The organism is Gemmatimonadales bacterium (genome assembly GCA_036279355.1).
Taxonomy (GTDB): domain Bacteria; phylum Gemmatimonadota; class Gemmatimonadetes; order Gemmatimonadales; family GWC2-71-9; genus DASQPE01.
In genome coordinates, this window is record DASUJH010000060.1 from 185,761 (window position 1) to 211,358 (window position 25,598).

Consider the following 25,598-nt stretch of genomic DNA (forward strand, 5'->3'; position numbering starts at 1 on the left):
CATGGCGCTTCCCGCTTGGCCGGATCTTTCGCCCGACGCACTGGAACAGGCACAGCTTGCCGTCTGGAGCGCGGAGAACCTGTTCCGCCGCACTCTCGAAGCGGGCGCGGGCGGGCCGCCTTTCGTTTTTTTTGAAGGCCCGCCCACCGCCAACGGGCGGCCCGGCATCCATCACGTCTTCTCCCGGACGATCAAGGACCTGATCTGCCGGTATCACGCAATGCGCGGCGAGTCGGTCACCCGCATCGCCGGCTGGGACACCCACGGCCTCCCGGTCGAGATCGAGGTGGAAAAGGCCCTCGGCATCAGCGGCAAGCGCGATATCGAGCGAATCGGCGTGGCCGAATTCAACGCGCGCTGCCGCACCAGCGTGTTCAAGTATCAATCCGAATGGGAGAGCCTGTCGGACCGGATCGGCTACTGGCTCGATTACGAGCATCCGTACATCACGTGCAGCAACGACTACATCGAGACGGTCTGGTGGCTGCTCAGCCGGCTGCACGAGCGGAACCTGCTGTACCGCGGCCACCGAGTGCTGCCCTATTGCCCGCGCTGCGGCACCGTGCTCTCGAGCCACGAGCTGGCGCTTGGCTTCGAGCAGGAGACCACCAACTCGGTCTACGTCACCTTCCCGCTGGAGGATGAACCCAGCCGGCAGTTGCTCATCTGGACCACGACGCCGTGGACGCTGCTCTCCAACGTCGCGGTGGCGGTGAATCCCGACCTCGAGTATGCCGAGTATCCGGTGGACGGGCGCACCATCATCCTGGCGACCGCGCGCGCCGACCTGCCGAGCGGGATCGAGGAGATCGCGCCGCAGAGCGCGCTGGGCACCGGCGGCCGCGGCAAGTCGGTGCGGGCGCGGAAGGCCGCCGTGCCGTTCCGCGCGCTCACTCCGGTGCGCACGTTCAAGGGCTCCGAGCTGGTGGGACTCCGCTATCGGCGGCCGCTCGACGTGGTGCCGCTTCCGCCCGATCGCCGCTCGCAGGTCGTGGTGGCGGGCGAGTTCGTGACGGCCGACGACGGCTCGGGGCTCGTGCACATGGCGCCCGCGTTTGGCGCCGACGACTTCGCGGTCGGCCAGCGCGACACGCTGGCGCTGCTCCGCCCGGTGGCGGCCGACGGCACGTTCACCGGCACGAGCTGGCCGGAAATCGAGGGGCGCCTCGTCACCGCGCGCGAGACCAACGACCTCATCATCCAGCGCCTCAAGCGCGAGGGCCGCTGGCACCTCACGCAGCCGTACACCCATAGCTATCCGCACTGCTGGCGCTGCGGCAGCCCGCTCATCTACTACGCGCGCGACTCGTGGTTCGTCCGCACGTCGGCGGTGAAGGACCGCATGCTCGAGCTCAACGCCGAGGTGGACTGGCACCCGCCGGAGGTGGGCGCGGGGCGCTTCGGCGCGTGGCTCGAGAACAACGTGGACTGGGCGCTCTCGCGCGACCGCTATTGGGGCACGCCGCTCCCGGTCTGGGTGTGCGACCGCGATCCGGCGCACGTCGAGGTGATCGGCGCCTACCCCGACCTGGCGGCGCACTGGGGCCGGCCGCTACCCGAGGATTTTGATCCGCACAAGCCGTTCATCGACGACTACACCTGGGCCTGCGAGTGCGGCGGCACCATGCGCCGCACCCCCGAAGTCATCGACACCTGGTTCGACTCGGGCTCGATGCCGTTCGCGCAGTGGCACTACCCGTTCGAGCATGAGCTGGAGTTCCGCACCCACTTTCCCGCCGACTTCATCTGCGAGGGCGTGGACCAGACGCGCGGCTGGTTCTACAGTTTGCTCGCCATCGCCACCGCGGCCGTTGACACCGGCGCGTACCGGCACGTGATCGTGAACGAGCTGGTGCTCGACGCCGAGGGCCAGAAGATGTCGAAGACCCGCGGCAACGTGGTGGACCCGTGGGAGGCGATCCGCGAATTCGGGGCGGATGTGATCCGGCTGTACCTGCTCGCGTCGAGCCAGGTGTGGCTGCCGAAGCGGTTCGACCGGCGCGCCATTCCCGAGGTGGCCGGCGGCTTCTTCAACACGCTCCGGAACACGTACAACTTCTTCGCGCTCTACGCCGGCGAGCGGGCGCCCACCGACCGGTTTGCCGATGCGCCGCCGCTCGCGCAGCGGAGTCGGGTGGACCGCTGGCTTCTGAGCCGGCTCGACGCCACGATCGAGGCAGTCACCGGCGCCTGGGGTGGCTACGACGTGACGACCGGCGCCCGCGCCATCATGGACTTCGTGGTGGATGATCTGTCGAACTGGTACGTGCGGTTGTCGCGGGGGCGCTTCTGGGCACCGGATGCGGTGGCCGATCCCGCGGCAGTTGCCACACTGCACGAGGCTCTGGTCACGGTGGCCCGCCTACTCGCGCCGGCCGCGCCGTTCGCGAGCGACTGGATGCATCGCGCGCTCGCGGGAACTTCGGTGCACCTGGCCCGGTTTCCGGAGCCGCTGGGCCGCCGCGTCCCGGCGCTCGAGGCGGCAATGGACGCGGTGCGGCGGCTCGCGTCGCTCGCGCGCGCGGCGCGCGACGAGGCGGAGCTCAGGGTGCGGCAGCCGCTCCGCCACATGCAGGTGGCCGTGCCGGCGGCGGTGCGCGGGCCTGCCTTCGAGGAGTTGCTCGATCTGCTCCGCCTCGAGGTCAACGTGAAGTCCGTCGAGGTTGCGAGCTCCGACGCCGAGCTGGTGCGTCTCCGGGCCAAGCCGAACTTCCGCTCGCTCGGCAAGCGCTTCGGCAAGCGCACGCCCGACGTGGCCGACGCGGCAAGTCGGCTCACCCAGGACCAGCTCCGCGCGCTCGAGGCAGGCGAGTCCACCTCGCTCGACGTGGGTGGCGAGACGATCACCTACCTGCCCGAGGACCTCACGATCGAGCGCGAGGTGACGAGCCGCTGGCTGGTGAAGAGCGACGGCCCGTACGTCGTGGCGCTCGACCCGGCGCTCGACGACGCGCTCCGCGGCGAGGGCCTGGCGCGGGAGGTGGTGAATCGGGTGCAGCGGCTTCGCAAGGAAGCCGGCTACGAGTACACCACCCGCATCCGCCTCTGGACCGACGGCGACCGGGACGCGCTCGAGGCCGTGCGGTCCCACGTCGGATTCATCGAGCGGGAGACGCTGGCCCGCTCGGTCGAGCTCGGCGCGCGCGCACCCGCGCCCGACCTCGAGCAGGAGCTCGACGTGGACGGGCGCCGGATCGTGCTCGGCGTCAGGCGGTTCGAGGAGCGCAGTGCAGTCTGACATCAACCACGGACGTGGCATGAACAAGAAGCAATTGGCCCATCTGGAAAAGCGCTTGCTCGAGGAGCGCGCCCGGGTCATGAAGGAGCTGGGTTACTACGACGAGTCGTTCAACGCGTCGCTCCAATCCTCGGACGGCGACCTGTCTTCGTACTCCTTCCACATGGCGGACCAGGGCACCGACGCCATGGAGCGGGAAAAGCAGTTCCTCTTCGCCTCGCAGGAGGGGCGCTATCTCTGGCACGTGAACGAGGCGCTCCGCCGGCTCTACGGCACGCCGGACAAATTCGGGCATTGCCATACCTGCGGCACCGAGATCAACTTCGAGCGGCTCGATGCGCTGCCGCACGCGCGCCTGTGCATTACCTGCAAGGAAAAGGAAGAGGATGGCAAACGCCGCTGAGCGCCGGCTGTTCTGGGGCGTGGCGCTCCTGGTAGTGGCCCTCGACATCGTCACGAAACTGATCGCCGAGGCGACGCTGCTGCTCACGCCGGGCGTCCCGGTGGTCGGCGACTGGTTTCAGCTCCGGCTGGTCTACAATCGTGGCGCGGCGTTCGGCCTGCACGTGGGGCCGTATTCGCGCTGGATCTTTTTCGCGGTCGCGGTCATCGCGGTCGTCGTGCTCGACCGGATGTCGCGCACGAGCCCGGTGGGCGACCGCTTTCGCCAGGTGGCGCTCGGGCTCGTCGCGGGGGGCGCCGCCGGCAATCTCCTCGATCGGGTGCGGAGCGCCCGCGGCGTCGTGGACTTTCTCGACGTCGGCATCGGCTCGCTCCGCTGGCCGACGTTCAACGTCGCCGACATCGCGGTGAGCTGCGGCGGCATCGCGCTCGCCATCGCGCTCTGGCGGGAGGACCATCGGCGGGCGCAGGCGGAATCGGCGGCGGAATCGGCGGCGGAATCGGCGCCGGTGTGAGGGGAGGGCGGACGGGCGGACGGGCGGACGAGCGGAGCGAGGAACCGTCGGACGCCGCCTTCTCCGTGACCGCCGCCCGGACCGAGCGGCTCGACCGGTTTCTCGCGGATCAGCTCCAGCTCTCACGAACGCAGGCGGCGCGGCTCGTCGCGCAGAAGTGCGTGCGCGTGAACGGCGAACCCGCACGGGCGTCGCGCACGCTCGCGCGGGGCGATGGCGTCACGGTGGCGTTTCCCGAGCACGAGCCCCGGCGGGAGCTCCGGCCCGCGGCGATCCCGCTCGCGGTGGTGTGGGAGGACGAGCACCTCGCCATCATCGACAAGCCTGCCGGTCTCGTCGTCCACCCGGCGCCGGGCCACTGGAACGACACCCTGGTGAATGCGCTCGTGGCTCGCGGCACCACGCTCGCGGGCGGCGCCGAGGGGCGACCAGGCATCGTGCACCGGCTGGATCGCGACACCTCGGGGCTCGTGGTGGTGGCAAAGACCGACCTCGCGCATCGCCGGCTGGCCGGGCAGATCGCCGCGCGGCGGGTGCGCCGGGCATACGCGGCGCTCGCGTGGGGTCATCTCTCCCGAAGTCCCATTACGATCGAGGCACCGCTCGCACGCCACCCGCGGGACCGGAAGCGGATGGCCGTGTCGGCGCCCGGCCGGGCGGCGCGGACCGATGCGTACGTCGCGGCCCGCTTCGGCGTCGCCGACCTCCTGCGATTGGAGCTGCACACCGGGCGGACCCATCAGATCCGGGTCCATCTGGAGCACGTCGGGCATCCGATCGTGGGCGATCCGGTCTACGGTGGAGGCGGGAGCCGGCGCATGTCGGGCGCGCAGCGCGGGGAGGCGGAGGCGCTCGAGCGGGCGGCGCCGCGGCAGGTGCTCCATGCGGCATGGCTCGCATTTCGCCATCCGGCGAGCGGCGCCGAACTGGAATTTCGCTCGGAGTGGCCCGCGGACCTGCGCCCGGTACTCGCGGCGGTGGGCGGCCCCGAGCTCGCTGTCCGACCCGAGCCCCTCGGCTACCTTCGCTTCTTTCAATGACATGAGTGATTCCGCCGCGCTTTCTGTCGTGGTGTTCCGGATCGGGGACCTCGTCTGCGCGCTCCCAGCCGCGCGGGTACGCGAAGTGCTACCGCGCCTCGGGGTTACCCGCATTCCGGGGGTCGCGGGGGCCATCGAGGGCCTGGCGAACGTGCGCGGCGGGCTGCTCTCGGTGGCCGACGGGCACGCGTTGCTCGGTCGTCCGGCACGGCCCGACGACGAGGGCGCCGTGCTCGTCGTGGAGTCGGCCGGCCGGCGCTACGGTCTAGACGTGAGCCAGGTGATCGACTTCGTCGAGCTGCCGCCCGACGCGATCGCCCCCCGCGAAGAGCTTCCCGGCGTGGATCCTGCGTTGGTGGAGGCTGTCGCCGTCCATCCGGGCGGCTCGTTCATCCTGATCGATCTCGACACGCTGCTCGCTCCCTTCACGGGAGGCAATCCGGAACCGCTCGGAGGTGGTCGGTGAGCCATACGGTCCTCGTCTGTGACGATGCCATCTTCATGCGCACGATGATCAGCGATATCCTGAGCCAGGCAGGCTTCGACGTGGTCGGCGAGGCCGAATCGGGCGTGCAGGCGGTCGACCGGTACAAGCAGCTCAAGCCCGATCTCGTCACGATGGACATCGTGATGCCCGACATGGGCGGGATCGAGGCAGTGCGCGAGATCTGCAAGACCGATCCGGACGCGAAGATCCTCATGTGCAGCGCGATGGGCCAGCAGGCGCTCGTCGTCGAGGCCATCCAGGCGGGCGCGAAGGACTTCGTGGTGAAGCCGTTCCAGCCGTCGCGAGTGCTGGAGGCCGTTCAGCGCGTGCTCGGCTGAGCGGGGCCGAGCCGATGCCCGCCCCGAAGTACGCGGCGCTGTTCCTCTCCGAAAGCCGCGAGCACCTCGCCACCTGCAATCGACTGCTGCTGGCATGGGAGCGCGATCCGGCGGCCCGTGAGCCGGTCGGCGGTCTCTTCCGCGCGATCCATAACATCAAGGGCATGGCGGCAACGATGGGCTATACCGCCGTCGCCGATCTCGCACACCGCACCGAGAGTCTGCTCGACGCCGTGCGCGGCGGCCGGCTCGCGCCAAGCCCGGAGCTCTTCCAGTTGCTCTTCCGAACCGCGGACGCCATCGAGCGCGCGGCGGAGGCGGCGCCGTCCGGCGCCGAGCAGGACGGTCCGGCGCATGCCGAGTTGCTCGAGGCACTTGCGGCCGCGGCCGGCGGTGGCGCGCCGACGGAAGTCGCCTGGGAGCGGGACCTGGGCCGCACGTCCGAAATGCCGGTGCCGCGGCCCGCCGCGCCGCCCGCGTTTCGTCTCGTCGAGGTGATGATCCGGGCGGGCACGGCCATGCGGGGTGCGCGCGCGCTCCTCGCCTTGCGCCGGGTCGAGCGCCTCGGCGCGGTGAGCGCATTGACGCCGCCGGTCGCCGCCTTCGACCGCGATGATTTCGACGGCCGCTTCAGCTTCCGCCTCACGACGCTCGCGGACGAGGAGGCGATCGAAACGACGCTCCGCGCGGCGGGCGAGGTCGACACGGTCACCTTTCAGGCCTCGCGCGCGGCGCCGGCCGCCGGCGGCGCGAATGCCGGCACGCGCCAGATCCGCATCGACCTGGCGCGGCTCGATGCGATGATGAAGCAGGTGGGCGAGCTGGTGGTCGCGCGCAACCGGCTGGTGGAGCTGGCGCGCGCCGGTGCCGGGGCCGCGGCCGACACGTCGGGCGCCGGCGGCGTGGAGCTCGAGGCGCTGGCAAGCCAGCTCTCGCGGCTCGTGTCCGACTTGCAGACCGAGGTGGTGGCCTCGCGCATGGCGCCGGTGGGCGAGGTGTTCGAGCGCTTTCCGCGCGTCGTGCGCGACGTGGCGCGCGAGCTGGGTAAGCGCATCCGGCTCGAAACCGAGGGCGGCGAGATCGAGCTGGACCGCTCGATCCTCGACGAGCTGGGCGACCCGCTGGTGCACCTCATCAGGAACGCCGCAGATCACGGCATCGAGACGCCCGACGCGCGTGCGGCGGCCGGCCGCCCGCCCGAAGGCACCATCCGGCTCTCCGCCACCCGCGAGCGCCGCTCGGTCGCGATCCGGGTGAGCGACGACGGCCGCGGCATCGACCGCGCGGCCATCCTGGCGCGCGCCAAGCGCGACGGACTCTGCGCGCCCGACGTCACCACCCTCACCGACGACCTGTTGCTCCGGGTGCTCGCCCGCCCCGGGTTCAGCACCGCCGCGGCGGTGAGCGGCATCTCGGGCCGCGGCGTCGGCGTCGAGGTGGCGCTCACGCGGGCGCGCGCGCTGGGCGGCAGCCTCGACGTGCGCTCGGAGGCGGGGCGGGGGACGACGTTCACGCTTCGCGTGCCGCTCACGCTCGCCATCGTGCGCGCGCTCCTGGCCGAGGCGGGGGGCGAGCGCTACGCCGTGCCGCTCTCGTACGTGGCGGAGACGATCGAGTTCAATCGGGACGCGGTGACGGCGCTGCGCGACCGCGAGGCGCTGGTGGTGCGCGACCGCGTGATGCCGACGGTGCACCTCAGGGATCTCGTCTCGGCGCGCGCCGCCGCGATGCCGCAGCGCCGGCCGACGATCATCCTCGAGGTGGGCGAGCGGCGCACCGCGCTCGTGGTCGATGCGCTCCTGGGACAGCAGGACATCGTCATCGAACCGTTCGATGCCCCGCGCGGACTGCCCGCGTACGTGGGCGGTGCCACGATCCTGGCGGACGGCGCTCCCGCGCTCATTCTCGACGCCGCGGCGCTGGTCTAGGGGGCTCGCGATGGAAGACGTGCGCGATCTCAAGGAACTGCAGCTCGACGCCCTCAAGGAAGTGGCCAACATCGGCGCGGGCCACGCGGCGACGGCGCTGTCGCAGCTCACCGAGCGGCTCATTATGATCGCCGTGCCGGAGGTCAACATCCGGCCGCTGGAGGACGTGTCCGAGCTGCTGGGCAGCGCGGACACGGTGATCGCGGCGGTCCTCATGCATATGATGGGGGACCTCACGGGCCGCACGCTGGTGCTCTTTCCCGAGCCGTCGGCACGCGCGCTGTGCGACATCCTCTTCCGGCGCACGCCCGGCACCACGGCGCAATTCGGCCCGATGGAGCAGTCAGGACTCAAGGAGGCGGGCAACATCCTCGCGAGCGCGTACATGACCGCGCTGAGCGACTTCATGGGGCTCATGCTGGTGCCGTCGGTGCCGAGCCTCACGATCGACTTGAGCGGCGCGATCCTCACGACCGCGTACCTCAACTTCGGACACGACCGCGACTACGTCTTCTGCGTCGAGACGGCGTTCCGCGTGGCCGGCGCGACCGAACCGCTCCGCGGCCATTTCCTCCTGCTGCCGGACATGCCGTCGCTCCGGGCCATCTTCGACGCCATCCGACTGCCCTGAGCCGATGTCCGGTGCCGTCGTGTCGGAGCGCGAGCTGGAGGTGCTCCGGTCGTTCGCCCGCCGGATCGATCCCGCCGATGCCGGCGCGCACAACAACCTCGGCGTGCTGTATCACCAGAAGGGCCTGGTCGCCGAGGCGATCGCGCAGTTCACCCAGGCACTCGAGCTGGACCCCCGCATGGACGTGGCGCGGGGAAATCTCGAGATCGCCTACAAGGCGAGCGGCTACTACGACCGGCTGGTGGCCGAGCGGCGCGAACGCCTTCGCCGCGAGCCGGGCGACCGCGAAGCGCGCTGGGAGCTGGGTCGCGCCTACGCCGCGCTGGGCCACCACGCGGAGGCGGCGCAGGAGTTCGAGACGCTGCTCGCCTGGCACCCGAACGACGTGGCCGCGCTCCTCCAGCTTGGCCTCGCCGAGCGGGCGCGCGGCCGCTTCGAGGCGGCGGCGGAGTGGTTCAGCCGCGCCTGCGAGCGCGATCCGGACAGCTCGGTCGCCCTCTTCCACCTCGGTGAGACGCTCTATCACCGCGGACTGAACGACCAGGCGCTGGCGGCGCTCACGGCCGCGGTCGAGCGCAACCCGGACAACGCGGACGCGCACTACCTGCTCGCCTTTCTCTACGGCGACATCGGGCGGCAGGACGATGCCCGCGCGGCGACCAAGCGCGCGCTCGCGCTCAACCCGGCGCTGGCCCGCGCGCAGGCGAACCTCGCGCTCGACCGCGTGGCCGGAGGCCCGGGGCGCGACCAGCCGGCGTCGAATGTTGCCGAGTGGCTCGACGCCGAGGCGCGGCCGCGGGTGGTCGAGGGCCGCGCGCTGGCGCACTACAGCCTCGGGCTCGCCTTTCGGCAGCGGGGGTACTTCGCCGAGGCGCTGCGCGAGTATCGGCTGGCGCTGGACGCGGGCGAGGATCGCCGGCTCAACGTGCAGGCGATGGCCGAGGTCCATCTCCTCCGCCGCGATCTGGCGGCCGCGCTCGAGCTGTACGACGCGTTGGTGCGGGACTACCCGGATTCGCCCAAGCTCGCCAACGAGCAGGGCGTCTGCCTGCATCAGGCCGGGCGCCGGGATGACGCGCTCGCCGCATACCGGCGCGCGGTGGCGCTCGAACCGGGGTACGCACTCGCCTGGAACAACCTTGGCGTGCTACACGCGCATCGGGCGGAGCCCGCGGAGGCGGCCGACGCGTTCGGCCGCGCACTCCGCGCTCCCGCGGCGCCGCCCGCGGCGCGGCTCAACCTGGGCCTCCTGCATTTGCAGCGTCGCCAGTTGCCGGCGGCGCTCGAGGCCTACCGCGAGGCGCTCGCGCGCTCGCCCGCGCCGCCGGCCGCCGCAGCCGCGTGGAACGGTGTGGGGCTCGTGCTGATGGAGCTCAAGCGCTGGCCCGATGCGCGCACGGCGTTCGCGCGCGCGGTCGAGGCCGACGACCGGCTGGCCGGCGCGCACTATAACCTGAGCTTTGCGCTGAGCCAGCTCGGCGACTTCGACGCCGCGCTCCGCGCCACCAAGCGCGCGCTCGAGCTGGAGCCGTTCTACGTGCCGCAGAAGTACGCGCTCACGCTGGACCTCCAGTTCGAGGACCCGACGATCGCCGTGCCGCCGGCGCTCGACACCGATATCGCGGTGGGTGGGCTTGGCGCGGAGTTCGCGTTCGACTCGGCGGCGCTCGATCGGCTGTTCACCGAGCTGGCGCCCACCCATGGCCACGCGGGTGCGGGCGCCGGCAACGGGGCGAGCGACGGCGCGGGCGACCCGCTGGCACTCGCGCGCGACTACGTGAGCAAAGGCCTGCTGGAGCGGGCCGGTGCCGAGCTGGCGCGCGCGCAGGCGCGCGGCGCGACGACGGCGGACGTGGGCGTGCTGATGGGCGATGTGTTCGCTCGGCGCGGGCTCCACGGCGAGGCGCTGGAGCGCTACCGCGAAGCCCGCGCGGCGTCGCCGGACGGAATCGAGGCCGCGCTGGGCGAGGTCCGCGCGCTCCTGGCGCTCGACCGCGCCGTGGAAGCCGCGCCGCTCGCCGAAGCGGTGGCCGCGCGTGCACCGGAGCTGATCGACGCGCAGGTGGCCCGCGCGCGGACGCGGCTGGAGCTCGGTGACGCGGTGGGCGCGCTCGAGGCCGCCGCTGCCGCGCAGGGGCTGGCGCCCGGCCGGCCCGACCTCTACCACCTGCGCGCGCGGATCGCGCACCGCCTGGGCGACATTGCCGGGGCGCGCGACGCGTATCGCGAGGCGCTCAGGATCGACGGCGCGCAGGTGCAGATCCGCTACGAGCTGGGCCGCCTCGAGGAGGAACGCGCCGACGACCTCGCCGCGCGCGCCGCGTACGAGCAGGCACTCGAGCACCTGCCGACGTTCACCGCGGCGGCGCTCGCGCTCGCCGGCATCGTAGGGCGCACCGAGTCGGCCGCGGCGGCAGTCAACGTCGTGGTGACGGTGCTCGAGACCGATCCCTACGACCTCGACGCGCTTGCGCTGCTCGGCCGGCTCCTGCTGGATGATGGGCGCACCGACGCAGCCCGGGAAGCACTCGACCGCGTGCTGCGATTCGATCCGGATCACGCGTCGGCGCTGTTTCATCGCGGCGTGGTGCGCGCGCGGGAGCGGTGCTTCCCCGAGGCGGTGGACGACTGGAATCGCGTGGTGCAGCTCGATCCGGCCGGCACGCTCGCGGCCGACGCGCGGAGCCGGGTGCGATCCGCGCGCGACCTGCAACACATTTTCGCGACCGTGGCGGACTAGACGATGGCGATCGAGGGACCGCTCAAGGAGCTCAACATCCACGACGTCTTCCAGCTCCTCGACCTGGGGCGGAAGACGGGGGTGCTGCGCATTACGTCGGAGCTCCGGCAGAACGCGGGCGTCGTCTGCTTCGAGCAGGGCGCGGTGGTCGCGGCACACATCGCGAGCAATCCGCATCCGCTCGGGGGTCTCCTGCTCAAGGCGGGCAAGCTCGGCGAGGAGGACCTGGCGCGCGCGCGCCGGATGCAGGAGACGGGGGACGCGCGCCGCTTCGGTGAAATCCTCATCGCGATCGGCGCGGTGAGCCGCCGCGATCTCGAGCGCTGCGTCCGCGCGCAGGTGGAGGAGGTCGTCTTCGAGCTGCTGAGCTGGTCGGAGGGCTACTTCTCGTTCACCGACGGCGCGGCCGAGCGCGCGGCGGCCGAAGCCACGGTGGCGATTCCGACCGAGGCGGTGCTGATGGAGGCCGCACGCCGGATCGACGAATGGAGCCGGATCGAAACCAAGGTGCCGCACTTGGGTGTGGTACCGCGACTTCGTCCGGCAGACGGCGCCTCGGCGGCACCGCTCGACCTGGTGCCCTTCGAGTGGGAGGTGCTCGCCGCGGTGGACGGCGCGCGCGACCTGCGCGAGATCGCCGAGCACGTGCGGCGCTCGGACTTCGACGTGGCGCGGACGATCTACGGGCTCACGGGAGCGGGCCTCATTGCGCTCGAGGACGTCCGCCCGTCGCCCGCGCCGCCGCCGGCGCACGACGAGACGGCGGAGCGGGTGCGCGCGCATCTCGCCTCGGGTGACCACGCGGCGGCCCGTGCGGCTGCCGAGGCGCTCGTCGCGGCGGACCCGGCCAATGCGGATGGCCACCTCGCCGTCGGCCGGGTGCGCATCGCCGCCGGACAATTCGAGGGCGCGGCCACGGCGCTCGTGCGCGCCGCCGCGCTCGCGCCGGACCGCGCGGCGCCGCGGCGCCTGCTCGGGCTCGCCTTTGCCGCCCTCGGGCGCTTCGGCGACGCGGTGGAGAGTTGGGATCAGTGGGCCGGCCTTGCCGCGCGGGAGCCGGAGGAAGGTGCGCACGCCGGCGCGATCGGGCAATTGCGCGGAGCAGCGGAACTGCTGGCGGAGGCGCTCGGTGGGTGCGACGGCAACGAGGTGCGACATGGCTGACGACATCCGCAGCATGACGGCGCAGCTCGCGGCCGAGCCCGACAGCATGGTGTTCCTCGAGCTGGCCGAGGCGCTCCGCGCGCGCGGCCAGCTCGACGCGGCGTACAAGGTGATCCGCACCGGGCTCGGCCGTTACCCGCAGGCCGCGCGCGCGCGGGACCTCTGCGCGCGCATTCTCTGCGACCGCGGCGAGCCGGATCGCGCTTTCGAGGAGTGGGTCACCGCGCTCCGGCTCGACCCGGCACTCGTCTCGGCGCACAAGGGCCTCGGATTCCTCTACTGCCAGGCGGGCGATTTCGCAGCCGCCGAGCAACACCTGGCCTATGCGGCTCAGGCGGAGCCCGGCGATGCGGGCGCGCGCGCGGCGCTGGACCGCGTGCGTGCGGGCGCCATGTCGGAGGCGGCACCCCACGCTTCGGCACCGCCGGCCGCGGTGCCCGCGCAACCGCCGCTCGCCGATGCGCTGCCTCCAGCTCCAAAGGAAGAGGCGAGCCCGCACTCGGCGGAGGACGCGATCTTCGCCGGGCTCGACGGCGGCGCCGACGGGCTGCTGCTGGTGAACGCGAGCGGACTTCGCCTGGGCGGCGGCCTCCGCAACCCCGCTGGCGCGGACGTGGCCGATGCGGTCGCGGCGCAGCTCGCCGGCGTGGCGCGCGAAGCGGAGCGGACGGCGCGTCTCCTGGGCCTCGATGCGTGGCGCAGCCTCGCCGCCGAGTGTGCCGACGGCAATCTGCTTCTCACCGAGCCGAGCCCCGGCGCACTGCTCCTGAGCGCGCACAGCGCGGGCGTACCGATGGGGCGGGTGGCGCATCTGGCGGCGCGCGCCGGCGCCGCGGCCCGCGCCTGGCTGGAGCGCGGCGCATGAGCACGCCGGCCGAGGCGCTCGATCGGGTCAACGCCGTCCGTGGCATCCGCGGCGCGATGGTCGTGTCGCTCGGCGACGGCCTCGTCGTGGCCGAGTCGATGATGACCGGGCTCGACGGCCGCGCCGCGGCGGCGCTCGCGGCGAGCCTGGCCGCGCGCCTTCGCCGCGCGCTCGAGGTGGCGGGGCGGCGGCCGCCGGCGTTCGTCCAGTTGCACGGTGAGGGCGGGTCGCTGCTCGCCGTGCCCTGCGGAGACGAGCTGCTGCTCGTGGCGATCGCCGGCCCGGAGGCGAACGTGGGGCTCGCGCGACTCGAACTGATCGCCACCGCGGGCGCGCTCGCGGCGGGGAGCCTCGCCTGATGCGCACCGTCGAGCCCTGGGTCGCCGCGCCGCTCGAGCGCTTTCTCGCCGAGTCGGCGGCGCGCGTGGCACTGCTCACCACGTCATCGGGCCAGGTCGTGGCGCAGCACGGGTTCACCCGGTCGCTGGACGTCATGAGCGCCGCGGCCCTGGGCGCCGGCATCGTGGCGTCCACGGCCGAGCTGGCGCGGCAGCTCCGCGCGGCACCGTTCGGGACGCTGGTGCACCAGGGCACGCGCCAGCAGGTGTTTCTCTCGAGCTTCGATACGCCGCGGGGCCGCTGGATCGGCGTGGTGGTGTTCGACGGCGACAGCACGGTGGGTCTGGTACAGCTCTTCTTCGAGCGACTCATCGCCGAGCTCGCTGCCGCCGCGCCGCCCGTCACCGAGACGGCGCCGCCGCTTCCCCAGAACTTCGAGCGCGAGCTGAACGCCAGCCTCCGCGCCCTCTTCGGGCGGTGATGCGATGTCTCTCGTGAACTTCACGGCCCGCGAGATCACCTGCAAGATCGTGTACTACGGCCCCGGGCGTTCGGGAAAGACGTCCAACCTGCAGTACATCTTCGGTCGCGTGCCCGAGTCGCGCCGGGGGCGCATGGTGTCGCTTGCCACCCGCACCGACCGGACGCTCTTCTTCGACTTCCTCCCGATCGATCTCGGGAGCATCTCCGGCTTCACCACCAAGTTCCAGCTCTACACCGTGCCGGGCCAGAGCTATTACCAGGCGACGCGGCGGCTCGTGCTCCAAGGGGCCGACGGCGTCGTCTTCGTGGCCGACAGCCAGGCGCGCCGCGTGGATGAGAACATCGAGAGCCTGCAGGACATGCAGGAAAACCTGCTGAGCCAGGGCGTCGACGTGCGGCAGTTGCCGGTGGTCTTCCAGTACAACAAGCAGGACCTGCCGCGCGACCTCATTCTCACGCCGGACGAGCTGGACGACGCGCTCAACTTCCGCGGCGTCGAAAGCGTATCTGCCGACGCGCTCCGCGGAAGCGGCGTGTTCGAGACCCTCAAGTCGATTTCAGAGCGGGTGCTTCGCCGGCTCGCCGCGGGGAGTCCGGCGCAGTGACGGCCGCGCTCAATCCGCACGCGCGGTTCGATACGCTGATCGTGGGCGCGGCCAACCGCCTCGCGGTCACCGCGGCCAAGGCGGTGGCCGAGTCGCCGGGGGCGGTCTACAACCCGCTCTTCGTTTACGCCCGCCCCGGGCTCGGCAAGACGCATCTCCTCATGGCCATCGGCCACGGCGCGGGCGCCATCAATCCGGGGCTCAGCGCGGAGTATCTCACCCTGGACAATTTCGTCGAGCCGTTCCATGCCGCCATTGCGGCGGGGCGGGGGGCCGAGTACCGCCGCAGGTTTCTCGACGTCGATCTCCTGCTGGTGGACGACGTGCAGTTCCTCGCCGGGCAGCGGGAGACCCAGGCCGAGCTGCTGCGTATCATCGACGCGATGCAGACGGCGAGCCGGCAGATCGTGCTCACGAGCGATCGGCCGCCGGCCGACATCGAGGCGCTCGACGAGCGGCTCATCCGGCGCTTTGCCGGCGGACTTGTGATCGACATCGCCGCGCCGGACTATGAAACCCGCGTCGCGATCCTGCGCCGCAAGGCCGACGAGCGAAGGGTACCGTTCGGGCCGGGTGTGCTGGAGGCGGTGGCCCGGCTCGAGATCGACAACGTGCGCGAGCTGGTGGGCGCGCTCAATCGCCTCATCGCGCACCAGGCGGTGCGCTCCACACCGCTCACGCCCGCCGAGGCGCGCGCGGTGCTCGGCGCGGCGCCGCCAGAGCCGCAAGCCGACGAGTTCGGCGACTTTCTCTCTGAAGTAACCGCCACCGTCGCCCACCAGATCGAAGGCTGGCGCGCGAACGTGGCGGCGGCGATCCTCCGCTGGGAAGGCGAGGGGTACGCGGTCGGCCGGCTGCGCTCACTTCTGGACCAGGAGCTTTCCTGCGATCCCGAGGCGGCGCTTGCCGCCTTCGAGGCCGACGTGCACCGGCTCGAAGCGTGGCGCGCCGAAGCCGAGCAACTCGCGCCCGAGCTCGCGGGCGCCACCGCGCTCTACGACCCGGGCGACATGGCCGCCGCCGAGGCTCTCCTCGAGCGCGCCCGCGCCGGCGCGCTCGCGCCGCCGGCACCGTCCGCGCACTGGCGCCTCGATGAGCTGGCCGAGGCCGAGGGCAATCGGGTGGCGCTGCAATCCGCCCGCGCCGTCGTGGCCGAGCCGGGCGAGAAGTACAACCCGCTCGTGATCGTCGGCGGCCACGGCGTCGGCAAGACGCATCTCCTGCACGGGATCGGCAACGCGCTCCTCGCGGCCGGCGTGAGAGCCGTGTCCTGCGTCGGCGCGGAAGAGTTCGCCGGCGAGCTGATCGAGGCGATCGGCCGCGACGCGGTGTCGGTCTGGCGCGCGCGCTACCGGCGCGCGGACGCGCTGCTGGTGGACGACGCCCACCTCCTCGCCGGCAAGGACCGCTCGCAGGACGAGCTGTTTCTCCTCTTCAACCTGTTCGCCGAGAGCGGGCGCCAAATGGTCTTCACCTCGGCGGTGCCGCTCCCGCGGCTCGAGGGCGTCGAAGCGCGGCTGCTCACGCGGCTCGAGGGCGGACTCGTGGTCGAGCTACCACCGCCCGAGCGCGAGATCCGCCAGCACGTGGCCGAGCGAATCCTGGGCGAGAAGGCGCTGGCGGCGGGCCCGGAGGTCGCGGCGTATCTCGCCACCCGGCCGGCCGACTCGGTGTGCGCCTTCCAGAGCCTGGTGCAGCGCGTGCTGAGCGCGGCCGAGGTGGACGGGGCACCGCTCACCGCCGAGTTCGCCCGCGCGTTGCTCGAAGGGCCGCCTGCGCGCCCCGCACCCCGCCCCGCCGCGCTCCGCGCATCGGGCCTCGTGGCGCCGGGCGGTTCGGTCCGGAGTCGCGAGAAGATGGTCTGGGAGTGGCCGAACCCGGGTGACCGCATCCTCGAGGAGTGGCGCTGATGGCCATCAAGGGGAGCCTCAAGGAGGCGAGTCTGCCGGACGTGATCCAACTGCTCTTTCTCGGGCGGCGCACCGGGTGCCTGGCGCTCGCCGACCGGCAGAATTTCGGCACGATCTACTTCGACGACGGACAGATCGTGTTCGCCGCGATCGTGAACCGCCGGGACCGGATCGGCGATCTGCTGCTGCGCGACGGCCGGATCACGCCTGCCCAGCTCCGCGCCGCCATCGACGCGCAGGATCACGCGCGGGACCGCCGGCTCGGCGAAATCCTGGTGGACGACGGTGTGCTCACGCGCGAGGCGCTGTCCGACTACGTGCGGCTGCAGATCGAGGAGGCGGTGTACTTCCTGTTCACCTGGTCGTCCGGAACCTTCAACTTCGACGCCGGCGTGCAGCCGGATCGGCGCGAGATGCTGGTGCGGCTCAACCCCGAGTATCTGCTCCTCGAGGGCGCGCGCCGGGTGGACGAGTGGAGCCTCATCCAGAAGAAGCTGCCGAGCTTCGATCTGGTCTTCTCCGCTGATCCGGCCCGCCTGAGCAAGGCGGACGTGAACCTCTCGCCGGCGCAGCGCCAGATCGCGCCGCTGCTCGACGGCCGTCGCGACGTGCAGCAGGTGGTGGAAGACTCGGGGCTGGTGGAATTCGAGGTCGGGCAGGCGCTCTACGGGCTCATCACCGCCGGCTTTGCCCACCGGGTCGGCACCTCGGCGGCCGCCGCGCCGCGGGTGAACGACGGCCGCACCGAGGAGCACCGCAACTTGGGCGTCGCGTTCTACAAGGCCGGGATGTTCGACGAGGCGCTCCGCGAGTTCCGCCGCGTAGCGGAGTTGCGGCCCTCGGAGGGAAGCGCGCCGTTCTATCTCGGCCTCATCGCGCTGCGCCAGGCCCGCTGGGCCGACGCCGCCGCGGCGTTCGGCCAGGCGCTGGAGAAGGGCGGGCCGCGCCCGGCCGCGCTGCACAACCTCGCGTTTGCGCTGGAGCAGCTCGGCCGGCTCGACGAAGCCGACGCCGCCTACGGCGACGCGGCCGGCCGCGCGCGCGACAATGCCCGCGTCATGCTCGGCTGGAGCATCGTGGCCCTCAAGCGCGGCGAGCTACCGGTGGCCCTCGGCCGGCTCGACCGGGCCCGCGAGCTGGTCGGCGATCGGCCGCCGCCCGCGCTCTGGTTCTGGGCCGCGACCCTGGCGCGCGCCGCCGCCGACGACCGCGACGCGGCGCTCGAAGCCGCCCGCGCCGGCGTCGCGGCGTATCCGGCAAGCGCCGCGTTGCGCAACAACCTCGCCGTGCTGCTCGAGGCGAGCGGCGACCTTGCGGGGGCCGAAGCCGAGCTGCGCGCCGCTCTGGCCGAGGACGCGACAGTGCCGCAGGTCTCCAAGAACCTCGCCGATCTCTACTATCGCGCGGGGCGCTACGACGAGGCCGGCGAAGCGTACGAGCGCGCCGCGAAGCTCGCGCCCGAGCTGGGCGACGATCTCTGGTTCAAGCTCGGCAACATCGCGTTCAAGCGGCGGGACCCGGCGCGCGCCCGGACGAGCTGGGAGCGGGCGACGTCGCTCAACCCGGGGCACCAGCTCGCCCGGGCCAACCTCGACATGTTGGGACAGGCCTCGTGACGCCCGCACAGGATCCGGCGTTCGCCGCGCTCACGCGCCGCATCTCGGACGCGGCCGGGCTCACGCTCGATGCGTACAAGGATAAGTGCGTGCAGCGTCGGATCGCGGTGCGGATGCGCGCGTGCGGGGTCCATACCTACGGCGATTACATGGAGCTCCTCGGCCGGATGCCCGGCGAGTTCGAGCGGCTCAAGGATGCGCTCACGATCAACGTCACGCGATTCTACCGCAATCCGGAGGCGTGGGCCCGCCTGGCCGATGGCCTGCTGCGCTCGGTGTGGCTGCTCGACGCGCCGCTCCGCTGCTGGAGCGCAGGCTGTGCCTCCGGCGAGGAAGCATACAGTCTCGCCATGCTCGCCGGCGAAGTCGCGTCGGCGGCGGGCCGGCCGGACGCGCTCGAGCGGGTGCGGGTGGACGCGACCGACATCGATCGCACGTCGCTCGCTCGCGCCCGCGCGGCGCGCTACCGTGCCGAGGCGCTGGCCGAGCTCCCCGCCGAGGTGCGCGCCCGGTGGCTCGTGCCCGACGGGCCCGAGTTTCGCGTGGCGGAGCCGATCCGGCAGCGGGTGACGATCACCGCGCGGGACCTGCTGCGCGAGTCGCCTCCCGCGAACGGATACCAACTCATCGCCTGCCGCAACGTGATCATCTACTTCGACCGTCCGATGCAGGAGCGCCTCTTTGCCGCATTCGCCGATGCCCTGGTCCCCGGCGGACTCCTCCTGCTTGGCAAGGTGGAGACGCTTTTCGGTCCCGCGCGCCACCAGCTCACGCCGGTGGATCCGCGCGAGCGCATTTTCCGGCGGGACGCGTGAGGACCGGCACGCAATGACGGCGCGCGAGCGGATCGTACGGGTCGCCGATCTCGAGGCCGGCACGGCCGGCGACGTGCTCATCACCGTCGCCCTGGGCAGTTGCGTCGGCATCATGCTGTACGACACCGAAGCGCGGGTGGGCGGACTCGCACACGTGCTGCTCCCCACGGAGGCACTGAGCCGGCGGGAACAGAATCCCGCCAAGTGCCCCCAGACGGCGGTGCCCCACCTGCTCGAGCGGATGGCGGCGCTCGGCGCTCAGCCGCGGCGGACGACGGCGCGGATCGCGGGCGGTGCCAGCATGTTCGCCGGTCTGAGCGCGCCGGGGACGATCCAGATGGGCGAGCGCAACCTCGTCGCCACCCGTCAGGCGCTTGGCGCCCACGGGATCGCGCTCCTGGGCGAGGATGCCGGGGCGGACTACGGCCGGACGGTGCGGTTCCGGCTCTCGGACGGGCAGATCGAAATCCTCTCGGTGGCGCATGGCATCCGCGTTCTCTGAGCGGCTGGCCTCCGCGCGACGGGCACCCGAGCGGCCCACCGTGCTGATCGCGGACGACAGCGCGTTCTTCCGCCGGCTGCTGGCGGAGCTGGTGACCGCGAGCGGCGAGTTCAACGTGGTGGGCACCGCGCGAAACGGTGTCGCCGCCATCGAGCAAGTTCACGCGCGCCGGCCCGACCTCATGCTCATGGATCTGGAGATGCCGGAGCTCGATGGGCTCCACGCCATCGGCTATCTCATGTCCGAGGCGCCACTGCCGATCGTGGTCGTGAGCGCGTACGCGGGTCCGGGCACAGCCGCCGCCATCCGCGCCCTCGAGCTTGGCGCCGTGGACCTCGTGCCCAAAGAGGAGGAACGAAGCGAGGCGGCCGTGCAGCGCTTCGCCGAGCGGGTGCTCGGTGCGCTCCGCGCCGCGGCTGCCGCGGACATCCACCGCATGCCCGTGCTCGCGCGCCTCAGACATGCGGCGCGGGCAGCGCCCCCGGCCGCGCTCACGCTGCCCGGCCGGGCCCGAGTCTGCGCGGCGATTGCCGCGTCGACCGGCGGTCCGCGCGCGCTCGCCGAGCTGGTGCCGCAGCTCCCGCGGAGCCAGGGTGCGGCGGTCGTCATCGTGCAGCACATGCCGCCCAGGTTCACGCGGAGCCTCGCCGAGCGGCTTGCCGCGCACAGCCAGCTTGCCGTGGTCGAGGCTGAGGACGGCGTGCCACTCGTGGTCGACACTGCGTACGTCGCGCCGGGCGACTTTCACATGCGAGTTTCCAACGGACCGGGCGGCCCCCACGTGCGCCTGAGCCGCGACCCGTCGGTGTGGGGCGTCCGCCCTGCCGCGGACCCGCTCTTCCAGTCCGTCGCCGAGGTGTTCGGGCCGGCTGCGGTGGGTGTGGTGCTCACCGGCATCGGCCGCGACGGCGCGGAGGGACTCCGCGCCATTCACGACGCGGGCGGGGTCGGCATCGCGCAGGATCGCGAAACGTCCACGGTGTTCGGCATGCCGAACGCCGCGGTCAAGGCGGGCGGCGCCGATCACGTGCTGCCGATCTCGCGCATCGCCGACTGCATGATTCGCGAGCTGGCGGCGATGGCCCGCGCGCGGGAGCAGGGATGAGTACCGGCGCGGTGCTCGTGGTCCGCGCAGGCGCGCGTCGCGTGGCGCTCGCGCTGGCCGATCTGGTGGAAGTGGTGGAACCCACGCTGCCGCTCGCCGTGCCCGCCCGCCAGCCGGCGCTCCGGGGACTCACCACGGTGCGCGGCCGCATCTGTCCGCTCTTCCATCTCGGCGCGCTGCTCGACGGCACTGGCTGTCCCGCGGCCATCGGCGATGCCGCCGTCGTGATCGCGGTGGGCCAGCATCGCGTCTGCCTCGAGGTCGAAGCGGTCGAAGACGTGTTGCGCGCGCCGGCGTTGCCGGCGCCCCCCGGCGAGGCGCTGCCGTGGGCGGCCTCGGTGGCGCGCGCGCCGGACGGTCTGCTGCCGGTGCTCGACATACCCGTGCTTGGCGTCCGCCTCGCGGACGGAGGAGCGTAACCCATGGCGATGGACGACGAGATCCAGCTCGTGGCCTTCCGCGCCGGCCCGCAGGAGTTCGCGCTCGACATCCTGCAGGTCGAACGCATCCTCCGCTACCAGCGGCCGACGCCGCTCCCGCGAGCGCCCGATTTTCTACAAGGCATGCTCTCGCACGAGGGGGGTGCGGTGCCGGTGGTGGATTTTCGCACCAGGCTCGAGTTGCCGGCCGAGATCCGCGACGAGACCCGCACCATGGTGCTGCGCCTCGACGGGCAGCGGATCGCGATCGTGGTCGATGAGGTGCGCGAGGTCATGCGCGTGGACAGCACGACGATCGCGGCGCCGCCGCCCATCGTACGCGGGCTCGCGGCGGCGTACGTCTCCGGCATTCTCACGCGCGGCGAACGGACGATCGTGCTGCTGCACGCGCTCCGGTTGCTCACCACTGCCGAGCGGGTGCAGCTTGCCGACGCCGTCGCCGGGGCGCCCGAGAGCCCGCCGAAGGCCGCCGCGGCGCGCACGGCCGGAGCCCGCCGATGAGCGAGTCGCTGGTCACCGAGCTCTCGGCGCAATACCGCGAGATCGAGCGCCGCCTGGAGCGCGCCGCCGGCGATCCGGCCGAGGACCGCGAGGAGATCAAGCGCGCCATCATCGACCTCTTCCAGCGGGTGGACGGCTCGCTCGGCGCCCTGGCGCGGCTCAAGGAGGACATCCGCGTCCTGGTCGATCGCTTCAAGCAGCTCGCCGCCGCCGCGGACGCGCCGCACGCGCCGCAGTTCACCGGTGGGCGCCCAGCCATCCAGGCTGACCATCTCAACGCGTCGACGTTCATCGAGCGGGGCTGGAGCCTCATCTCCCTCGGCGACTACGCCGGCGCGGTACAGTCGCTCGAGAAGGCGCTGGCCCTGGCGCCGGGCGACACTCAGGCGCTCTCGCTGCTCGGCTGGGCGCAGATGCTGGGCGAGCACTACGACGAAGCGCTCGGCACCTTCTCCGCCGTACTGATGAAGGAGCCCGCCAATGCCCTCGCGCGAATCAACGTGGGCTACATCTGCCTCAAGAAGCGGATCTTCGGCGAAGCCATCGAGCACCTCTCGAAGGCGATCCGGCTGGACAACGACCGCAAGGCGACGCTCTACGCGCACTACTATCTTGGGCTCGTGTATCTGGAGCGCGAGATGTACGAGGACGCGCAGACGTTTCTCGGCAAGACGCTCGCGCTCGGTCCCAACCTGGTCGAGGCATGGTTCGAGCTGGGCCGGGCGCGCTGGTTCGCCGGCAACCGCGATGGGGCCGCTCAGGCCTGGCGCGACGGACAGAAGGCCAACCGGTTCAACCCGTGGGCCAAGCGTTGCAAGGAACTGCTCGATCTCGCGGCGGCCGGAAAGGACATTCCGCACAGCCTGGCATCCTGATCGCGCTGGCAGTGCTGGCGCTCCCGCCGCATAGGGTGGCGGGGGAGCGTGCCCCGCACCAGGGCGCGCCGACGGCGGTCCGGGTGGCACAGGTGACCGCCGTCGCATGGCCCGGCCAGACCCGCCTTGCCATCGCGCTCGCCACCGAAGCCGCCCGCCCGCACGACTGGCCCGGCCTCGGCACCCTCTCTCCGGGTCCCCTCTCGCTCATCATCGTGCCCGACCAGGCCCGCCTCGACTCGCTCACGCAGGGGCGCGCGCCCGCATGGGGGGTGGGCCTGGCCGTACCTGACACGCGCACGATCATGCTGCGTGCGGATGACGACGAGGTGCGCCGTACGCTCCGCCACGAGCTGGCCCATCTGGCACTGCACGCGCGAGTCCGCGAGCGGGTGCCGCTCTGGTTCGACGAGGGCTACGCGGCCTGGGCAGCGGGCGAGTGGGAGCGCCTGGGCGGCCTCCAGCTCAACCTCGCGGTCGCCCGCGGCGCGGTGCCCGATTTCGGCGCGCTGGACGCGGCACTCAGGGGCTCAGCGCAGGCCGCAGATGCGGCGTACGCGCTCGCCATGAGCGCCGTCCTCGAGCTCGCCCGCCGGAATCCCAGCGGCACGTTGGCGCCCCTCTTCGACCGGCTCGTGCGCGGGGTGGATTTCGGCGACGCCGTCCGCGAAACCACCGGCCTCTCGCTCGACCGATTCGAGGAAGCGTGGCAACAGTCCGTCCGCCACCACTATACCGTCGTCACGTGGATCGTGGCGGGCGGCGGCTGGGGCGTGCTTGCTCTCCTCGTCCTCTGGTTCGGACGATGGCGTCGTGCGCTCGACCGCCCGCGCCGGGCCGCGCTCGACGAGGGCTGGATCGTCCCCGACGAGTCCTCCGAGCTTGACCCCGACAAAAACCGGTGATAGCGTCCACGTCTATGTCGTATCCGCAGATACGCGAGCAGACCCGCAAGACGCTCCACCCGCGCGTGCCGATAAGCCGCCGCAATCTCCTGCTGCTCGGGGCTGCGGTGCTCACGGTCGCCGCGGGCTACGGTGTGCTGGAAACCGGCAGTGCCGCGGCCGCCGCGGTGCTGCTGGTCTTCGGATACTGCGTGCTCTTCCCACTCGGCATCGCATTGTAGTGCTCGCGGCACGGCTGGTGCACGGGCGAATAGCTCAGCCGGTTCAGAGCGCCTGCCTTACACGCAGGAAGTCGGGGGTTCGAATCCCTCTTCGCCCATGAGCGCATCCGCGCGTTCCGGTCCCAGCGGTCAGATCCTGGTTTGGAGGTTGCGCATGTTCTGCGTTCGTCTCGCTGCCGTCAGCGGGCTGGCGGCCGGGCTCACGATGCCGCTGCGGGCCCAGGTACCTCACCGCCCGCACGAGGAGCAGGTGGCCAGCCTCCCGAGAATCATGGTGGCCAACCCGTACGTCACGGCTGCCGCCGATTCGGCGGCGGCCGTGCAGGTCGGCGCCGGCATGCGAGATCGGTTCGGCAAGATCGTCGAGGGCGACTACAATCTGCTCTCGGCCCAGCAGATGAACGACGCGCTCAAGGAGTACGGCTTCCCGCCCAACGCCGTGCTCTCGCCGAGCCAGGCGATCACGCTCGCCAAGAGCGTGCAGGCGCGCATGCTCGTCTCCGGCACGATGAATCGCCTGAACAACGGCCAGTACGCGGTCCAAGCACGGTTTGCCGGGCCAAGCGACGAAGTCGGCAGCGTGGTGAACGGCCAGCAAGGTCGCGCCAGCCTGGTCGAGTTCGGCGATCGCGTGGCGCAGCAGCTCCAGCCGGCGTACAAGGCGTACGACAACGCGAAGAACTGCATGACCCAGCAGGAAAGCCGGCCGGACAAGGCGGCCGAAGCGGCCAACAAGGCGCTCAGGGACGACCCCCGCAACGGCCTCGCCGAATTCTGTCTCGCCCTCATCGCGCAGAAAAAGAGCGACCGGAAGGAGGCGCTGCGGCGCTTCCAGGCCGCTGCCAAAGACGACCCGACGAGCCTGGCCGCCTGGCAGAACCTCGCGGGGATCTACCAGGCGCAGAACGACACCGCCGGTGTGCTGGCCAGCCTGCGCGAGCTGCTGCGGATCGCGCCCACCAATCAGAAGCTGCGTGAAACGGCGTTCCGCTATTTCCTCCAGGCCAACAAGTTCGACATCGCAAAGGAGATTGCGGATTCGGGCATCAAGGACGACCCGTACAACGCCGACTTCTATGACCTCAAGAGCAACGCCTGCGCGTTCCTCGAGGATTACCGCTGCGCGGTGGAGGCGTTGAAGCAGGAGTTCCGGGTCGATTCGGCCAAGGCCGACACGCTCTTCTACGCCAAGATTCTCGCCTTCTCGGAGCAGCAACTCAGCGACACGACGAAGAACCGGGCCACGGCCGCGGACACGGCGGAATTCGTGCGATGGGCCAAGGCCGGGAGCGCCCGCTTCCCCAAGAATGTGACGCTGCTGCAGGAGCTGGGCAAAGCATACGTGATGACCGGACAGGCCGACAGCTCGGTGGCCGTGACCCAGCGGCTCTTGCAGGCCAACCCGAATGACGTGACGCCGGCGCTCGCCACCGCGCAGACGCTCATCGCCAACAACCGCCAGAAGGACGCGTTGCCGCTCATCCAGGTCGCGATCACCAAGGGTGACGCGCAGGCAAAGGAGGCGGCCGCAGGCATGCTGTATCAGGCCGCGGTGCCGCTGGTGCAGGGACCCGGACAGGACTATGCCGCCGCGGCCGATCTGCTCCGCGCCACGGTAGCCGCGGCCAATCCGCAGGGGCAGGTGTATCCGGCCGCCAATTTCCTGCTGGGCGTCGCGACGCTGCTGCAGGTGCCGCAGGTCGACCCCCAGGCCGAGAAGCAGAAGTCATGTGATCTGGCGCACAAGGAGAGCGATCTGCTGAACGAATCGGAGCAGGCGCTCACCGCCGGCCAGAGCGTGAATGCCGAGGCAGCCGCGAAGGACCTCGCCATCATCGGCAAGTACAAGCCGCGCGTGGCGTCGATGATCAAAGCATACTGCAAGTAGGGGCTACCAGCCCGGTGGCGCCGCACCTATATTTTCCGCGCCGTC

25 protein-coding genes and 1 tRNA gene are annotated in these 25,598 nt (G+C 71.7%); all 26 read left to right on the top strand.

Annotation, left to right across the window (positions count from 1 at the left end):
* Position 1: 1 nt before the first annotated feature.
* The 26 genes from ileS (at position 2) to VFW66_15450 (ending at position 25,553) form a co-directional block, all read left to right on the top strand.
* A complete protein-coding gene (ileS, locus tag VFW66_15325) occupies positions 2 to 3,238 on the top strand; it encodes an isoleucine--tRNA ligase (protein HEX5388071.1) in 3,237 nt (1,078 codons plus the stop codon).
* Positions 3,228 to 3,641, top strand: coding sequence for a TraR/DksA family transcriptional regulator (locus tag VFW66_15330; protein ID HEX5388072.1), 414 nt, complete (start codon positions 3,228 to 3,230; stop codon positions 3,639 to 3,641). The genes ileS and VFW66_15330 overlap by 11 nt, the downstream gene beginning before the upstream one ends.
* Entirely contained in the window at positions 3,625 to 4,155 is a 531-nt protein-coding gene (lspA, locus tag VFW66_15335) for a signal peptidase II (GenBank protein ID HEX5388073.1), read from the top strand. Before VFW66_15330 ends, lspA begins: the two co-directional genes overlap by 17 nt.
* A 65-nt stretch (positions 4,156 to 4,220) precedes the next feature.
* On the top strand, positions 4,221 to 5,195 hold the full coding sequence (locus VFW66_15340) for an RluA family pseudouridine synthase (GenBank protein HEX5388074.1): 975 nt from the start codon (positions 4,221 to 4,223) through the stop codon (positions 5,193 to 5,195).
* Position 5,196: 1 nt separating this feature from the next.
* On the top strand, positions 5,197 to 5,661 hold the full coding sequence (locus tag VFW66_15345; GenBank protein HEX5388075.1) for a chemotaxis protein CheW: 465 nt from the start codon (positions 5,197 to 5,199) through the stop codon (positions 5,659 to 5,661).
* Positions 5,658 to 6,020 (top strand): response regulator, encoded by a 363-nt coding sequence (locus VFW66_15350; GenBank protein ID HEX5388076.1) that lies wholly within the window; start codon positions 5,658 to 5,660, stop codon positions 6,018 to 6,020. The genes VFW66_15345 and VFW66_15350 overlap by 4 nt, the downstream gene beginning before the upstream one ends.
* A 14-nt stretch (positions 6,021 to 6,034) precedes the next feature.
* A complete protein-coding gene (locus VFW66_15355) occupies positions 6,035 to 7,948 on the top strand; it encodes a chemotaxis protein CheA (GenBank protein ID HEX5388077.1) in 1,914 nt (637 codons plus the stop codon).
* A 10-nt stretch (positions 7,949 to 7,958) separates the two neighbouring features.
* Positions 7,959 to 8,579 carry a chemotaxis protein CheC gene (locus VFW66_15360; GenBank protein ID HEX5388078.1) on the top strand — a complete coding sequence of 207 codons (621 nt, stop codon included), beginning with the start codon at positions 7,959 to 7,961 and terminating at the stop codon, positions 8,577 to 8,579.
* Between the two features lie 4 nt (positions 8,580 to 8,583).
* The gene (locus tag VFW66_15365; GenBank protein HEX5388079.1) at positions 8,584 to 11,319 is read left to right on the top strand and encodes a tetratricopeptide repeat protein; all 2,736 of its coding nucleotides are present in this window, start codon (positions 8,584 to 8,586) and stop codon (positions 11,317 to 11,319) included.
* Between the two features lie 3 nt (positions 11,320 to 11,322).
* A complete protein-coding gene (locus tag VFW66_15370; protein HEX5388080.1) occupies positions 11,323 to 12,483 on the top strand; it encodes a DUF4388 domain-containing protein in 1,161 nt (386 codons plus the stop codon).
* Positions 12,476 to 13,348: a roadblock/LC7 domain-containing protein gene (locus VFW66_15375; GenBank protein HEX5388081.1), complete on the top strand. Its 873-nt coding sequence runs from the start codon at positions 12,476 to 12,478 to the stop codon at positions 13,346 to 13,348. The genes VFW66_15370 and VFW66_15375 overlap by 8 nt, the downstream gene beginning before the upstream one ends.
* Complete coding sequence (locus VFW66_15380; GenBank protein HEX5388082.1) at positions 13,345 to 13,707, top strand: roadblock/LC7 domain-containing protein; 363 nt, start codon at positions 13,345 to 13,347, stop codon at positions 13,705 to 13,707. Before VFW66_15375 ends, VFW66_15380 begins: the two co-directional genes overlap by 4 nt.
* The gene (locus VFW66_15385; GenBank protein ID HEX5388083.1) at positions 13,707 to 14,168 is read left to right on the top strand and encodes a roadblock/LC7 domain-containing protein; all 462 of its coding nucleotides are present in this window, start codon (positions 13,707 to 13,709) and stop codon (positions 14,166 to 14,168) included. Before VFW66_15380 ends, VFW66_15385 begins: the two co-directional genes overlap by 1 nt.
* A 4-nt stretch (positions 14,169 to 14,172) precedes the next feature.
* Positions 14,173 to 14,775, top strand: a complete 603-nt coding sequence (locus VFW66_15390; protein ID HEX5388084.1) for a GTPase domain-containing protein — start codon at positions 14,173 to 14,175, stop codon at positions 14,773 to 14,775.
* Positions 14,772 to 16,685 (top strand): DnaA/Hda family protein, encoded by a 1,914-nt coding sequence (locus VFW66_15395; GenBank protein HEX5388085.1) that lies wholly within the window; start codon positions 14,772 to 14,774, stop codon positions 16,683 to 16,685. The genes VFW66_15390 and VFW66_15395 overlap by 4 nt, the downstream gene beginning before the upstream one ends.
* A complete protein-coding gene (locus VFW66_15400; GenBank protein HEX5388086.1) occupies positions 16,685 to 18,301 on the top strand; it encodes a DUF4388 domain-containing protein in 1,617 nt (538 codons plus the stop codon). Before VFW66_15395 ends, VFW66_15400 begins: the two co-directional genes overlap by 1 nt.
* Positions 18,298 to 19,116: a protein-glutamate O-methyltransferase CheR gene (locus VFW66_15405; protein ID HEX5388087.1), complete on the top strand. Its 819-nt coding sequence runs from the start codon at positions 18,298 to 18,300 to the stop codon at positions 19,114 to 19,116. The genes VFW66_15400 and VFW66_15405 overlap by 4 nt, the downstream gene beginning before the upstream one ends.
* A 13-nt stretch (positions 19,117 to 19,129) precedes the next feature.
* Positions 19,130 to 19,618 (top strand): chemotaxis protein CheD, encoded by a 489-nt coding sequence (locus VFW66_15410; GenBank protein HEX5388088.1) that lies wholly within the window; start codon positions 19,130 to 19,132, stop codon positions 19,616 to 19,618.
* Positions 19,599 to 20,723, top strand: coding sequence for a chemotaxis-specific protein-glutamate methyltransferase CheB (cheB, locus tag VFW66_15415; GenBank protein HEX5388089.1), 1,125 nt, complete (start codon positions 19,599 to 19,601; stop codon positions 20,721 to 20,723). Before VFW66_15410 ends, cheB begins: the two co-directional genes overlap by 20 nt.
* A complete protein-coding gene (locus VFW66_15420; protein HEX5388090.1) occupies positions 20,720 to 21,142 on the top strand; it encodes a chemotaxis protein CheW in 423 nt (140 codons plus the stop codon). The genes cheB and VFW66_15420 overlap by 4 nt, the downstream gene beginning before the upstream one ends.
* Positions 21,143 to 21,145: 3 nt before the next feature.
* Positions 21,146 to 21,664, top strand: a complete 519-nt coding sequence (locus VFW66_15425; GenBank protein HEX5388091.1) for a chemotaxis protein CheW — start codon at positions 21,146 to 21,148, stop codon at positions 21,662 to 21,664.
* On the top strand, positions 21,661 to 22,539 hold the full coding sequence (locus VFW66_15430; protein ID HEX5388092.1) for a tetratricopeptide repeat protein: 879 nt from the start codon (positions 21,661 to 21,663) through the stop codon (positions 22,537 to 22,539). Before VFW66_15425 ends, VFW66_15430 begins: the two co-directional genes overlap by 4 nt.
* A gap of 83 nt (positions 22,540 to 22,622) precedes the next feature.
* Positions 22,623 to 23,444 (top strand): hypothetical protein, encoded by an 822-nt coding sequence (locus tag VFW66_15435; protein HEX5388093.1) that lies wholly within the window; start codon positions 22,623 to 22,625, stop codon positions 23,442 to 23,444.
* Between the two features lie 14 nt (positions 23,445 to 23,458).
* On the top strand, positions 23,459 to 23,665 hold the full coding sequence (locus VFW66_15440) for a hypothetical protein (GenBank protein HEX5388094.1): 207 nt from the start codon (positions 23,459 to 23,461) through the stop codon (positions 23,663 to 23,665).
* Between the two features lie 23 nt (positions 23,666 to 23,688).
* A tRNA-Val gene (locus VFW66_15445) sits at positions 23,689 to 23,763 on the top strand.
* Between the two features lie 56 nt (positions 23,764 to 23,819).
* The gene (locus VFW66_15450; GenBank protein ID HEX5388095.1) at positions 23,820 to 25,553 is read left to right on the top strand and encodes a hypothetical protein; all 1,734 of its coding nucleotides are present in this window, start codon (positions 23,820 to 23,822) and stop codon (positions 25,551 to 25,553) included.
* The last annotated feature ends 45 nt before the right edge of the window (positions 25,554 to 25,598 follow it).